Origin of the sequence: Thiomicrospira microaerophila, from assembly GCF_023278225.1 — a bacterium.
Lineage (GTDB): Bacteria > Pseudomonadota > Gammaproteobacteria > Thiomicrospirales > Thiomicrospiraceae > Thiomicrospira > Thiomicrospira microaerophila_A.
In genome coordinates, this window is sequence record NZ_CP070959.1 from 924,570 (window position 1) to 938,660 (window position 14,091).

12 protein-coding genes, 1 tRNA gene and 1 pseudogene are annotated in these 14,091 nt (G+C 43.7%); 11 read left to right on the forward strand and 3 right to left on the reverse strand.

Annotated features, from left to right (window positions below):
- Positions 1-44: 44 nt before the first annotated feature.
- The gene (locus JX580_RS04435) at positions 45-1,766 is read right to left on the reverse strand and encodes a GNAT family N-acyltransferase (RefSeq protein WP_248851598.1); all 1,722 of its coding nucleotides are present in this window, start codon (positions 1,764-1,766) and stop codon (positions 45-47) included.
- 350 nt (positions 1,767-2,116) lie between these two features.
- Between JX580_RS04435 and JX580_RS04440 the strand changes: the two genes are divergently transcribed.
- The 8 genes from JX580_RS04440 to JX580_RS04475 all read left to right on the forward strand — a co-directional run bounded on the left by JX580_RS04440 (position 2,117) and on the right by JX580_RS04475 (position 9,043).
- Complete coding sequence (locus JX580_RS04440; protein ID WP_248851599.1) at positions 2,117-3,325, forward strand: tyrosine-type recombinase/integrase; 1,209 nt, start codon at positions 2,117-2,119, stop codon at positions 3,323-3,325.
- Between the two features lie 350 nt (positions 3,326-3,675).
- The gene (locus tag JX580_RS04445; RefSeq protein ID WP_248851600.1) at positions 3,676-3,876 is read left to right on the forward strand and encodes a helix-turn-helix transcriptional regulator; all 201 of its coding nucleotides are present in this window, start codon (positions 3,676-3,678) and stop codon (positions 3,874-3,876) included.
- Positions 3,873-4,145 carry a hypothetical protein gene (locus tag JX580_RS04450; RefSeq protein ID WP_248851601.1) on the forward strand — a complete coding sequence of 91 codons (273 nt, stop codon included), beginning with the start codon at positions 3,873-3,875 and terminating at the stop codon, positions 4,143-4,145. Before JX580_RS04445 ends, JX580_RS04450 begins: the two co-directional genes overlap by 4 nt.
- A 295-nt stretch (positions 4,146-4,440) precedes the next feature.
- A complete protein-coding gene (locus JX580_RS04455; protein ID WP_248851602.1) occupies positions 4,441-4,854 on the forward strand; it encodes a hypothetical protein in 414 nt (137 codons plus the stop codon).
- The gene (locus JX580_RS04460) at positions 4,847-6,934 is read left to right on the forward strand and encodes an AAA family ATPase (RefSeq protein WP_248851603.1); all 2,088 of its coding nucleotides are present in this window, start codon (positions 4,847-4,849) and stop codon (positions 6,932-6,934) included. The genes JX580_RS04455 and JX580_RS04460 overlap by 8 nt, the downstream gene beginning before the upstream one ends.
- A gap of 1,015 nt (positions 6,935-7,949) precedes the next feature.
- The gene (locus JX580_RS04465) at positions 7,950-8,360 is read left to right on the forward strand and encodes a DUF5681 domain-containing protein (protein ID WP_248851604.1); all 411 of its coding nucleotides are present in this window, start codon (positions 7,950-7,952) and stop codon (positions 8,358-8,360) included.
- Positions 8,357-8,653, forward strand: a complete 297-nt coding sequence (locus JX580_RS04470) for a hypothetical protein (protein WP_248851605.1) — start codon at positions 8,357-8,359, stop codon at positions 8,651-8,653. The genes JX580_RS04465 and JX580_RS04470 overlap by 4 nt, the downstream gene beginning before the upstream one ends.
- A gap of 45 nt (positions 8,654-8,698) precedes the next feature.
- Positions 8,699-9,043 carry a sigma factor-like helix-turn-helix DNA-binding protein gene (locus JX580_RS04475; protein ID WP_248851606.1) on the forward strand — a complete coding sequence of 115 codons (345 nt, stop codon included), beginning with the start codon at positions 8,699-8,701 and terminating at the stop codon, positions 9,041-9,043.
- Positions 9,044-9,162: 119 nt separating this feature from the next.
- Here the strand turns inward: JX580_RS04475 and JX580_RS04480 are convergent.
- Positions 9,163-9,238, reverse strand: a tRNA-Asn gene (locus JX580_RS04480).
- A gap of 350 nt (positions 9,239-9,588) precedes the next feature.
- Between JX580_RS04480 and JX580_RS04485 the strand changes: the two genes are divergently transcribed.
- On the forward strand, positions 9,589-9,825 hold the full coding sequence (locus JX580_RS04485) for a hypothetical protein (RefSeq protein ID WP_248851929.1): 237 nt from the start codon (positions 9,589-9,591) through the stop codon (positions 9,823-9,825).
- Here JX580_RS04485 and JX580_RS11970 read toward each other — a convergent pair.
- Positions 9,761-10,522, reverse strand: a pseudogene (locus JX580_RS11970) (transposase). The gene JX580_RS04485 and the pseudogene JX580_RS11970 sit on opposite strands and share 65 nt — an antisense overlap.
- A gap of 269 nt (positions 10,523-10,791) precedes the next feature.
- Here JX580_RS11970 and JX580_RS04495 point away from each other — a divergent pair.
- On the forward strand, positions 10,792-13,122 hold the full coding sequence (locus JX580_RS04495) for a methyl-accepting chemotaxis protein (RefSeq protein ID WP_248851607.1): 2,331 nt from the start codon (positions 10,792-10,794) through the stop codon (positions 13,120-13,122).
- A 10-nt stretch (positions 13,123-13,132) separates the two neighbouring features.
- Positions 13,133-14,044 (forward strand): chemotaxis protein CheV, encoded by a 912-nt coding sequence (locus JX580_RS04500; RefSeq protein ID WP_248851608.1) that lies wholly within the window; start codon positions 13,133-13,135, stop codon positions 14,042-14,044.
- The last annotated feature ends 47 nt before the right edge of the window (positions 14,045-14,091 follow it).

Consider the following 14,091-nt stretch of genomic DNA (forward strand, 5'->3'; position numbering starts at 1 on the left):
CGAATGGTACTTAGGAATCCCCGCCGTTCAGGGCGGGGAGGATGTCAAAGTTGCTTCATATAGCGTTGCTTTTTCTTTGTTTTTATTTTATCTATTTCCACCAATATGAGGCTGTCAATGCAGTCACCAAATTCTGGGTCAACGCTATAGTCAATAAAATGGCACCCCTTATCATCGCACAATTCACTGTACTGTTTATAAAGTGTAGGAACTTTAACGCCAAGTTGGTCGAGTTGATGGTTTAAGCGCTTAAAGCAGGTGTCATATTCTTGTGCAAAATCGGCTTGAACCTGTTGTAATGTTTCGTTGGTTAGGTGATAGGGTTGTTTTGCCTGCGCTAGATGTTGCCATGAGCCAAACTGCTGTTGATAAAAGCCGATCAGCTTTTGCTTTGCCTCATCAGGGTATCCGGCGCTTAAACTGACGGGTCCAAATAAATACTTGATTTCAGGGTGCGCTACCAAGTAAGCTCCAATACCATACCAGAGGTAATCCAAACTGCGCAATCCCCAATAGCGCGGTTGCACAAAGCTACGGCCTAGCTCAATTGAATTTGGCAAAATTTCTTGCATTTGATCGTTAAAGTTAAACAGACTATGGGTGTAAAAACCCTTTATCCCTTTTTCTTCAAGTATTTTATTGCCTTCACCTATGCGATAGGCACCAACAATATCAAGGTTATCTTCATCCCATAATACGAGATGGCGGTAGTAGCTATCGTATTTATCAAGATCGAGCGAACCGCCAGTGCCTTCTTCAACCGTTCTGAATGTAAGCTCTCTTAATCGGCCAATTTCATGCATCACCGGAGAATCGTCGCAATAATCGTATAGGTATATTATTTTGCCATCGCCTGTTTTCCCCAGTGGTTGTGCTTTTTTTAATTCGCGTTTTAAAGCTTTGCGATCCACTGGATAGGCTACAGTCATTTCGCCATCAAACAAGGGGTTTTTAGCCATCTTTTTGTGATTGTTAAGACGATATAAATGTTTTCTAAAACGTGTAGCTAATTCTTTTTCCGCTAATCCCAAGGCTTGTATTGATTTCCAATTGATCGGCTTACCAATATGAAAAGCAATTTCCTTGTCATCTTTGTTGAACATTTCTTGAATCAACATTGCGGTTCCGAGAGGTTTATAAATTGCGGATAAACTATAAAACAGCGCAGAATTACGCGCTTCAATGTAGACTGGCAGGATTGGTGATTTGGTTTTTTCAGCCAGCCGAATAAAACCTCCTTTCCATTTACCATCACGCACCCCATTCGGGCGAATACGCGACACTTCACCGGCCGGAAAAATAATGATCGCTTCATCTTTATCAAGTGCCGCTAACATATTTTTATATTGAGTTTTGTGTGAGACTTTACCTGATAGATTGTCAATAGGAATAAACAATGAACGAATCGGTTCTAATTGGGTGAGTAGATCATTTGCAACAATCCTAACATCCGGTCGCACCGAACGCACCAGTTTTAGGAGCGCTAAACCATCCAATGAACCAATCGGGTGATTGGCAACAATGATGACACGCCCCTCAGAGGGAATATGGCCAAGTTCACGAGAACTGAGTTGATAACTAAAATTAAAATGATCTAAAACCTTGTCTAAAAACGCAAACCCACGCAGGTGTTGGTGAGTTTCAATGAACTGATTAATTTCTTCTTGATGTGTAAGTGCTTTAAGTAATTTAACCATTAATTTAGCGCCCGGTTTTTTATTAAAATCGGGAAAGCGTTGTTCAAGGGTTTTCTCAAGGTTTAGCATAGGTATCTCATAACAAAATAATTGTTATTTTGCGCTTTGCTTATGACGGGTAAATGAAACTGACGTGAGCGTTTTGTGACAAAGGGGAGGGGTAAGCATTATTTGAATTAACCAGTCCTGCTAGAAACTAAAACAAAAAACCCCAGATTAACTTAATAATCTAGGGTCTATGTTTGGCTCCCCAACCTTAATTCATATAGCTGTTTTATACCTTCCTACCTTGTTTGTAAGTCATTGTTTTTTAATAAAACATAGTCTTTTATAGTCCTTGGTGTTTATTGTAATCCGTTTAATTTTACGGTATCGTTTACGGTATCGCTTACGGTATTGATTAAATAGAGGGCTCAAAAATGAAAAGACAGCTAACAGATGCAAAGGTGAAAACAGCAAAGCCTAAAGACACCGCTTATAAATTGACCGATGGGGGCGGATTGTTTTTATACGTCACCAAGGCTGGGGCTAAATCGTTTCGCTATGATTGTGCCTTGAATGGTAAACGTGCGACCTTAACGCTGGGGCTTTACCCTGAAACGTCACTTGCAGACGCTAGAGCAAAGCACGAAAGCGCAAGGGCTTTAATTGCGCAAGGTATCGACCCGCGAATAAATGAAGTGAGTAAACTAGAGCCGTTTAGTTTTTACGCACTTGAGCAAATAAAGGTTTCAAAAATTGAGCCGCGAACAGCTTTAAAGAAAACCCAACGCCTAGAGAAATATTTGTTCAATCACTTGGATAGGATACCAGCCGATAAAATCACAACGATTGACCTTTTGAACCTTATAAAACCCGTATCAGATAAACACCCCGAAACGGCTTTGAGGTTAGCGAGTGATTGCAGACAGACCTTTAATTATCTTATCGCACTTCAAAAGATAAGCACTAACCCAGCCGCTATGTTATCCGACCTGCTACCAGCAAAGCCCGAACCTGTAAACATGGCGCATACAACCGACGCTAAACAACTGGCTATATTATTAAAGGCTTTTGATGCCTATCATGGTGATTTTGCAGTGAAGCAAGCCCTGCGCCTTATGCCCCTCGTAATCTTGCGCCCTGCTAATATCCGCTTTCTTAAATGGGAGTTTATCGACTTTGAAAACAAGTTGATAACCTTTCCAGCCGATACGATGAAAAAGAAACGAATTCATAAAGTACCGTTAAGCCAACAGGCGTTAGAAATACTTGAAGCAATGCGCCCTGTTACTGGCTCAAAAGAGCATGTATTTATTGCAGGCAATCGAACCAAGCCGCTATCTGAAAATACATTAAACAAGGCTATTCAATACGCTAAACACCCGCAAACAGCCGAGCCAATAGGTAAGGGCTTGCAAACGTCGCACGGCTTTAGGCATACCATTAGCACGGCTTTAAATGAAATGCGGTTTGATGGTGATGCTATAGAGCTGCAACTAGCGCATTTAAACCGCGACCGCATAGCAAGGGTTTACAACAAAAGCGAGTTATTGGCTGAACGGGCAAAAATGATGCAGGCGTGGGCTGATTATTTGGATAGCCTAAAGATGGGGGCGCAAGTTATACCGATAAAACGGCAGGCTTAACCCTATTTTTTTGAGCCCTTTTTTAATAAAAACAATTGAACTTTCAAACAGTTAAAGAGAAAAAAGAACCAATAGAGAACAGTAGCGGAAAAATAAAGTATTGATAGTCTAAATTTATTGTGATTTAATATTCTCAAAGTTATTCAGCTACACGCATTCATAACAGGGTTATGGGTGTTCTTACCTTTCTAAACAGTTTGTTTTTTAAGGTGGTCATACAGGGGTATGGTGTTTGAAAACTTATGTACGCTTAGGTTTAGGGGCTATCCCTTAAACGGTGAACATAGAGTTTTTTAAACCTATCCCCAAGCCTAAGCTAAGTCTAAACATACGTTTAAGGATATTAGCACATGACCACTTTATTGAGAGCAAAACAAACCCAAGCCGCTACAGGCTTAAGCCGTTCACACCTTTACAACCTTGTTTCAAAAGGTTTATTCCCCAAGCCCGTTAAATTATCAGAAAAAAGCGTCGCATGGATTGAAGCCGAGGTTCAAGCGTGGATTGATTCGCGTATTGCGGAACGTGACAACGTGGAGGGCTCAAAATGAAAAATGCCCCGAACTTAGTTAAAAATCCAGAGCACCAGCAAAGCTATTTTAACATAATCAACGCCCCCGCATTGCTTTTAAAAGGGCTACAGACCCCGCTTAATGGCGCGATTTCATTCCGCTTGATGCACCGCCTTAATGATAGGTTTGCTCATTCAACTATTGAGCGTGGCAATAAGAGCCGCCTAGGGTTCGCCTTGCGTGTATTGTTGCTTGGTCTAGGGTTTGCGCCTACCTTTCAAGTTATGGGCTTGGAGGTGCTGAAATGAGCGACATATTATTAAACCAAGGAACTAAATCCGTTCCCCCGCTTGTTCCCGTGTTGCGTCGCTTGCTAAAGGGTGAAGCAATCCACCACCACACCATAATCAGCGAGAGCAACGGACAACAGCACCGCCTAGGGATAACCGTTCACCGCTTGCGCCACAAATACGGGCTTAACGGTCTAATCCAATGCCCCCGCAACGGAAACCACCCGTTAAAAGACCACTATTTTATTTTGAGCCGTGATATTCCAAAGGCTCAAGAAATAGCGGTTCTCTATGGTCTAGGAGGGGCGCTAATATGAACAACTACCCTTATCCAACAGACCAGCAAATAAAAGCGGCTATTGTTCAATACAGCAACCGACCCGACCAATTACATGAACACCCCGACTGCGTAAAAATAGCGTTTGCCTTCCTTGATGCACAAAAAACCATTAAAGGTTATGGGCGTGGCGGCTGGGCGCTAAAACATATTATTGAAGCATGGGCTGGGCGTTATGTTTCAACGAGTGATGTAGAAGTTGCCGCCCGTTTACACCCTAGCATAAAGGGCACTTACCCCGATTTTAACCTTAGCGCCCGTTTAACGCTACCATGCACCGAGCGCCTAAGCGGGATAGGTGAAGCCTTTACCCAATCAAACTACACCTTAGAGCGCGGCTATATGCGCGAGTTTAAGACGTTTGAATGCGGGAGGGGCAATCATGGGTAATCTTAACTTTAAAGCCATATCGCCCGATGTAGGGCGTTTACTACTAGGCGAACCGAACGAACGGCTTTCAAGCGGTAAAGAGTTGCGATTTGGTACTAATGGCAGTTTATCTTTGAGCCTTACAGATGGCGCTTATTTTGATTTTGAAGATAATCAAGGGGGCGGATTGCTTGACTTGATTAAACGAGAAACCAACTGCAACCCGATGCAATGGCTTATTGATGGCGGCTTTATTAGTGACACCCGCCATAATGAGGGCGTTACGTTTGAGTTTACCGACCTAACCGCCCCCGTTAATAGTGAGGGCTCAAAACAAGACCGTGAGCACCTTTATACAAATGAGCATGGCGAACCTTTATACCGCGTTCAAGTACGTTATGCGGGTGATGGTAAAAAGGCGGTTTACCTTAATCGGTTTGATGCTGAAAAAGGCGTGTTTGTTAAGGACATGGAGGGCGTTAATTATGCCCCTTATAACTTGCCCGAACTAATCGCCCGACCTAATGACCCCGTTTATATTTGCGAGGGTGAAAAGGATTGTGACAACCTAAAGGCGCTAGGCTTGCTGGCTTCCTGCAACGTCGCTGGGGCGCTTAAATGGGATAACCAAGCCGAACACCTAAACCCGCATTTTAAAGGGCGTGACGTTGTTATATTTTGCGATAACGACGAAGTAGGCATTAAGCACGGCTATATGGTTGCCGATTCTCTTTTGAGCCTTGCTAATACCGTTAAGCTAATCGACCTAAGTAAGTATTGGGCGGGTATGCCACCCAAGGCAGACATTAGCGACGCTTTAGCGGCTGGGGCTACCTTAGCCGAGGTTTTGGCAATGGTGAGCAATGCGCCCTTTTATGGCTCAAAAGAAAAGGATTTTCTAGCCGATACCGCCATAAATGAAAGCTGGTTTGACAGCGAGCCACCACCCCGACCGACCATTATTGATGGGCTACTTCCAAAAGGGATAACCGCTATTCTAGGGGGCGCGGGTGGATTGGGTAAAAGCGCTTTAGCTTTACAGATGGCGGCTAGTGTTGCGGCTGGTTATCCGTTCTTAGGGCGGAATGTTTACAAAGGCAAGGTTTTATTTTTGTCGGCTGAAGATGACCGAACCGAGATACAAAGGCGTTTATTTAAGTTTGTCGAAATCAATTCTATTGATTGTGAATTTGGGGATATTGAGCCCATTGACCGACAGGCGCTAGTTAATAACCTTTTGATTAAAGACCTTGCAGGTGATGGCTTGCTATTAACTCGAACCGTTGAAGGCGTGGCGGTTGTTTCGCCCGATGTTGATAAGATTGAGCAATCAATTAAAAGGCTTGATGATTTGCGCTTGATTATTGTTGATACCTACTCCCGTTTGAATGGCGGTAAAGAAAACAGCAACGAAGATGCCGCGACGTTCGTTAAGGCTTGCGAGCGCTTATCTAAATCAACAGGCGCAACGGTTTTAATCTTAGCCCATGTGACCAAGGGGGCGGCTGGAGTTGATGGCATAGCAGGCGGTAAACGCTTCACAGATAGCGCAAGGCTGGCAATGGTTATCAAGGGGCGGTTTGCTAATAAGACATCCGACGAAATAGGCGGGATAATGCAAAAGCTAGGCGAACCCCTAGAGAACTTTAGCCGTTATATTCGCTTAACCGTTGAAAAAGACAACTATTGCGGCAATCTAGGGCGGTTCTTTGATTTGCGACGTATTGAGCACAGCGCAACGCTTGAACAATGCGATGACCCGTTAAAACACCTTAACCAACAAGAAGGCGGCTTGATGGGCGAAAAAGAGTTAAAGCAAGCGGCTAGAAATGCGGCTATTCGTGAGGGCTTAAAAATCCTGATTGATGAACGCAACAGGGCAGGCGACATAATCACCCGCAACAGCATACGGAATAACTACGCTGGAACTAATGGGCGTTTGTCGGTTAGTTGGTCGGTTATAGCGCCCGTATTGCAGGATATGCTAGACGATGAAACCTTGAGAGGTCAGCCGATACAGCCTAAAGGTGAAGCGCTTTATGTTGTTGGAGGTATTGCGCCCCCGATTGACCTTGAGGGCTCAAAAGAAAAAGCCGCCTAAATAGTCGTTTATCCCCCTACCTTTACCCGCCTAAGCGCGGGTTTTTTTATGGCTCAAAAGATAAGGGTTTTTACTAATTTCAATCGGCTGAACGGCTGAACGGCTGAAACAGCCGATTAAAACCAGCCGACCGATGCAAACCCGCATGAATAAAGGGCTAGGCGGTCGGCTGAAAAGTTTAGGCAAAAAAAACCAGCCGACCGATGCTAAGTTGTTGATTTTGTTTAAAAATCCAGTCGGCTGTTTTTCTACCCCTAAAGGGGGAGCGTTAAAACCAGCCGTTTAAACTTCCCCTAGGTAAATGGCGCAATACTTGAGCGCCTTTTTTACAACCTAAAGACAAAAGCCCGACCCTATTCTTTTGAGCCCTGAAAGCGTAACCAATGAGCGCGACTATGAAAAGATGGGGCGTTATGATGCCCCTATTCTTTTGAGCCCTTAATCAAACACAGCGCCCCCTGTAGTCAAAACACAATCAAGAAATAATGATTTGACGCAATTTAAAGCCCATACAGGCGACTTTATTTAAAAAGATAGGGCGTTTGTAAGGGTTGGCGCGTTTAGAGGGCTTAGAGAGCGTTTAAATGCGTTATGGTTTTTATGTGATATGGCATAAGACTTTATTATGAACTGGTTATTATAAAGTTTCAGCCGTGAACCCTTGTTTTTTGACTGCATGAAAATATGCCGTTTGAAACGGATAGTCAGAACAGCGTTAAAACACACCCTCCGACGATGCAATATTGCTTAGTCGTCACAGCGCACAAGTGCGCCCTCAGTCTGCGTTATTAAGGTGGGCGGCTAATTTATAGGCCAACGTGGGGTTGAGTTTATTGCACCATAACGAACAAATAAGCCTATTTAATGCCATATACCATAAACCTATTCAGTTTCAATGACTTATTAAACGGCATAAATCATGCTTTAATGTCATTAATTACTGGTTTGACACACAACGCACCAAGATATAAACTAGCCTGAAAAGCAGGATTTTAAACAGGTAACAGGTGCGAAAATGAGCGAAACAGGTAGAAAACAGGGCAAATTTGTAAAAGGCGTTAGCGGCAATCCGAACGGGCGCAAGCCAAAGGCGCAATCGATCCGCGACGAAATAGAAAAGCACCGTGACGAAATTATCAATAGCCTAATTAGCCAATGCCGTGAGGGTTCAACAGCCGCTTGCACTACTCTTTTGAGCCGCATTGCACCAAGCCTTAAACCTGTAGGCGAAAAAGTGACTATTCAACTCGACAGCAACGCACCGTTAGCCGACCAAGCCAAAGCCGTTTTATCTGCGGCAGGTAATGGCGATTTGACCACCGACACCGCAACAGCCTTAATCAATTCATTAGCAGGCGTGGCTAAGATTATCGAAACAACCGAGTTGCTGGAACGTATCGAAAACCTTGAGAACGCCCAAAAATGAGCCGAGCCTTGCTAGAGCGCATTAAAAAGCTGGAGGTAAGCAAGCAGACCAGCGACGATGTTATCTTGATTATTTTCAAGATGGCAGCACCAGCCGACCAGCCGCAACCAGTTGTTATCGGTTTAAAAAGTGGTGATGAATTTTGGTATCGGAACGACAGCGAAACCCCCGACCAGTTAGCCCAGCGAGTTAAAGCCGACTTGATGCAACAAGAACCTAACAAACCTTGTTTCATTGCCTGCGAGGTTTGTTTGGATGAACAAGGCAATCAGCGTTTTTTAGACCGCGACTAACAAGCCCTTTCATGTTTAAAGCGGCAAAGGGTTAATGAGGTGATTATGAACGAAAGACCGCTATTTGATGACAAAGGCGCAATATTTAACGATGTTTATTTTGAGCCATTGCCTAGCGAAACAATGACCACATTTAAGGCGCGTATTTGGGCGCTATGGCTTGAGAACCAATCATCCGCCCCCGATGCACCGACACACCGACCGCAACAGCGCATAAGTCTTGAAACGTCACCGATTGACAGAGCCGAGCCTATGAGCCTGCGAGAAGTTGGGGAACGGTTAGGCGTAACAGGTGAATCAATACGAGCGATTGAGAAAAAGGCAATAGCAAAATGCCAACGCTGGTTAAGTGAACGCGGTTTGTCGTTCGATGACTTGGTTAATTATTAACCTATTCTTTTGAGCCCTAAACTAAGCCCTAGCGTTTTTCATTTACGGTATTGTTTACGGTATCGTTAAAGCCCATAAACAAAAAACCCCAAGTAAATCAATTACTTAGGGTCTATGTTTGGCTCCCCAACCTGGACTCGAACCAGGGACATACGGATTAACAGTCCGCTGTTCTACCAACTGAACTATTGGGGAGTGGTAGTTCAAGCTGCGTTGCTTGATGTGGCATATTATAGAGAATCCTCTAACCTTTGCAAGCGTTTTTTCAAAAAAAATTAACAAATTTTTCGCTGTTTATAAGGCTTTCAGATCATTTATTTAAAAATCAATCAGTTACAAGTAGTCCGCTATTCATCACGCAGCAATTTATCTTCTAATACCTTCGTTAAGGCTTGTGCCAATGGGTGTTCGGCTATACCAATCGACTTGCGTTGTGCAGTGCGAATATTGGCTAGAACCCTCTCAAATTAACAATGACAATCCTTTTTCGTTCGTTATAATGAGAATTTTTTGCCTGTATGGCGGACTGGAAACTGAGAATAGGGATGAAAAAACTACATACAATATTCGATAAGCTTGTTAAAGGTCGGCAAGGTGAAGTTGAGGTATTAGAAAAACTCACCCAACTGCTACGTATGCCGGAAGGCGAAGAAAACTTCTTTATTATCCCTAGTTTCAAAGTGCCTTCGATCACCGGCCCAACAGAAATTGTTCTGGTCAAGCTTTTTTGGACACATTGTTTTTACAATTTTCATAGTCAATGGGCGATAAACCACCATTAGAACTATGAAGCCTAATTAAGTTGTAGTAGCGCATGTAACTCGCTACATCCTGTTTCATGCTTTCAGCGCTGGCGTGATGCACTTTAAATAGCCAATCATGCTTGAGACTACCAAAAAAACGTTCTACGACCGCATTATCCAACAGGCCCCCACATCACCCATCGACGCACGCATTTTCTGTTTAGCTAACAATCTCGCAAAACGCTTGCTGTAACGATTTCATGACCAACTCCACCGTCATGAGCTCACTGATCGCCCAGCCAATAATACGACGCGAATAAAGATCCATCACGATACTTAAATACAACCAACCTTGAGGGGTCTTTAAGTAGGTGATGTCACCCGCCCAAACTTGATTGATCGTAGTGGGATGGCTCCTGAACCAGTTTATCCATGAGTTTAAAACCTACAGGATGTCTTGTGTCAGAAGGGCTGAGGCTTTTTTTAAGATTTCTTTTTCAACCTTTAAGCGTTTGTTTTCAGCGCGTAACTTTTTAAGTTCGGCTCGCGCATCTGGATTGAGCGCAATCCCTTTGGCTTGCGATTCTAGCTTGTCTTTCCATTTGTAGAGCAAATTCGTTCTAACCCCTAAGGATTGAGCAGCTTCGGCTACACTGTATCCCTGCTCAGTCACTAGGGCGACGGCTTCTTTTTTAAACTCATCGCTATAGGTTTTATAAGTTCTCTTTTCAGTCATGATCACGCCTAGTTCGACAATATCTATTGTCTCTTATTATAAAGTGTCCATTTCTATTAGACAGGTTCACACCTGCAAGATATATGAACGATAAACCAATTTAAGGCTAAGTAATTAATTAAACATAAGAACAAGTAAAATTAAATTTGAAAAGGGAGGTTTTGCATACGTAATAAGCCTAGAAAATGAAGGGTTTTGCAAGGTTTGAAAAAAGACATCTGTTAAGATCAATATATAAAAAATATACTTTGGTCTATTAAGAGGCATTGATGAAAAATAATCAACCCATTACCCAATATGAATATATGGTTCCAGAAGGACAAACGCTTGTTTCCAAGACTGATCTAGCCGGTACCATCTTAGAGTGTAACGATGCGTTCGAAGCGTCCAGTGGTTACAGCCGAGAAGAACTGATTGGCCAACCCCATAACATGATCCGCCATCCAGATGTACCGCCGGCGGTGTTTGCCGATATGTGGTCGGATTTAAAAAATGGTATCCCTTGGTCACAGTGTGTAAAAAATCGTCGAAAAGATGGCGGCTTTTATTGGGTGCGCGCGCACGCCACGCCCATTTACAAACAAGGGCAAATTGCCGGTTACATGTCGGTTAGAACAACCATAAGCGATGCAGAAAAACGCGCTACTGCGCAAGCCTATCAAGATATTGCTGCCGGACGCGCCAAAATTAAACACGGTAAAGTTTATACTGGGTTGAACCTGCAGGAGCTTAACCTGTTTGCTCATTTACCGCCAGTCGCGCAGCTTGGGTTATCAACCGGTTTGCTTGCCGTTATTCCATTAATCCTTAACCTTGCGATGCCGCAGTTGATGCCGGCTTGGTTATTATTAACGCTTGTAACCCTATTGCTTACAACCCTCATCATCTATGGCGTAAAGCTACAAAACACCAATGCATTTACGATTCGTTCTTTGCGTAAGGTCGCGGCGGGAGAGGCTTTAATTGACCATGAATATGATCCTTGTTCCTATTCCGGCAAGATGCGAAATGTGGTGATTTCAGGCAACATTGCCTCACGCGCCGCCGCAGAAGAAAGCGCCTATCAGCTAGATCAAGCCAGCCAGCTCAAACTCGCGCTCGACAAACTCAAAAGCAATATCATGATGGCGGATGCTAATTTCAACATCAGCTACATGAACGAAAATATCCAAGCATTCTTGAAAACCCGCGAAGCCAAACTCAAGCAAGTGCTGCCAAACTTCAATGCCAATAAACTCATTGGTCAAAATATTGACATTTTTCACAAAAACCCCGCACATCAGCGTCAGATGCTCAAGGCACTCAATCAGCCAATGACCGCGAATATTGAAGTCGCCGGTTACCACTTTGAACTGGCTGTCATGCCGATAAAAAACCGTAATGGAGTTAAAGTCGCCACGCTGGTTGAATGGCGTGACCGCACGCAAGAGGTTCAACTGCTTGAAAATGTAGGCAAAACCGTTGCTCTGGCGCAACAAGGCCACTTGGGTCAACGCATTGATGTTAGCAAACTCGAAGGTCTTGCCGCGCAACTCAGTGAATCGCTTAACCAGCTTTTGGATGGCATTCAAGGTGCGATGGATGATGTGGTGCGTGTGACTAGTGCCATTGCCGCCGGTGATTTAACCCAAACGATTGACAACAACTTTGAAGGCGAGCTTGGTGAATTGAAAGACGCGATTAACGCCTCGGTAGAGCGCCTAGCTAAGGTGATTGACGTATCAGTGTATGCCGCTGAGGTAGTCGATGGTGCAGCACGTGAAGTGTCGCAAGGTTCACATGACCTAAGTGATCGTGTGCAAGAACAAGCCGCCGCGTTGGAGCAAACCTCCGCAACCATGGATCAAATGAATTCAACCATTCAACACAACACAGCAAACACACAACATGCCTCTGAAATTGCGCAAAGTGTACAAACCAAAGCCAAGCAGGGTTCTAAAGTGATGGGTCAAACCATCGAGGCCATGCAAACTATTCAAGAATCCAGCCATAAAATTGCGGATATTGTTAGCTTGATTGATGGTATCGCGTTCCAAACGAATCTACTGGCGTTGAACGCCGCCGTTGAAGCCGCGCGTGCCGGAGAGCATGGCCGCGGGTTCGCGGTCGTCGCCGGTGAAGTGCGTGCTTTGGCACAAAAATCAGCCGAGGCCGCGAAGGACATCAAAAAATTGATTACCGAAAGCGTAGAGCGGATTGATCAAGGCACCAAATTGGCGGATGAATCCGGTAGCGTACTTAAAGACATTACCGATTCTATTGATGAAGTGACCAGTATGATTCAACAGGTTGCCAAGGCCACCGAGGAACAAGCCGCCGGTATTCACCAAGTCCACCAAGCCGTGACCAATATCGACAAGGTGACACAACAAAATGCTGCGTTGGTAGAAGAAACTGCGGCGGCGTCTGAAAGCATGCGCGACCAAGCGAACAACCTCAGCCGTGAAATGGGTTTTTTTCAAACCAGCACAAATCGTAAAAAAGCCAAGAAAGTTTTGCCGCAAGCCACTAGCCAAAAAGCCAGCAAGTCCGCCCCTAAAACACCTGCCTTGCCAAATAAAACCAAACACTCCGCATCAGACGAATGGGCTGAGTTTTAAGGAATAACAGATGGATCTTAATACGATAGACAAAACCGCTAACCTGAGTAAAAACAATGCCATGAGTTTGATGGTTTTTAAATTGGTGAGCGAGCATGACACTCAGTTTGGTGCCCATCCTTATTATGCGATGAATATTTTTAAAATTAAAGAGGTACTGAATGCCTCTGAATATGCCATCACCAGAACTACCATAAACAGCGCTGATTTCTATAAAGGAGTCATCGCTGTTCGGGGTGAATATATTAATGTTTACGATACGGCTAAATGGTTTGGGCACGCCGCGCTAAATCCTGATGACCGCAGTGTAATTCTCATTTGTGAAGTTAATCACCAAATCATTGGCTTATTAGTTGCCTATATTCATGGCGTAACCGAAAAGGACTGGAAAGAACTTCAAAGTGCCGATGAAAATGCACAAAAAATCGTTTCGCAAACACGCGTCGAAGACGAACTTTGTTTGATTATGGATGTCGAGCAAATGATTGCAGAAATCAGCGGTACTGATTTGGAAAAAGAGTCCAAGGTTGAGTCACTAGGACAGCAATACGAGAAGATTATTTTGTTTGCAGATGATCAAGCTAGTATTCGTGGTTATGTTAAAGCGGTGCTTGAAAACCTAAATATTAAACATGAAATTTATAACGATGGTTCAGGGATCATTAACTTTTTAGAACAACCAGAAAATAGAGCAAAAGTCGGGTTAATCATAACTGATCTTGAAATGCCTAATGTATCGGGACATACAGTGATTCGTACGATCAAAGAAAAAATGGGTTTAACGATTCCGATTATTGTGCATTCATCAATGACTGTTGGGGATTCTGTGCGTCAAGCAAAACAACTAGGTGCTGATGGATTTATAGGAAAAATTGATACAGCTCAAATTGTTGAGACGATTAAAAAATACTTTAAATCTTAGCTAAGTTGATCTTAAGTAGATATGCGTTTTATCTAAGGCTGTGGAAA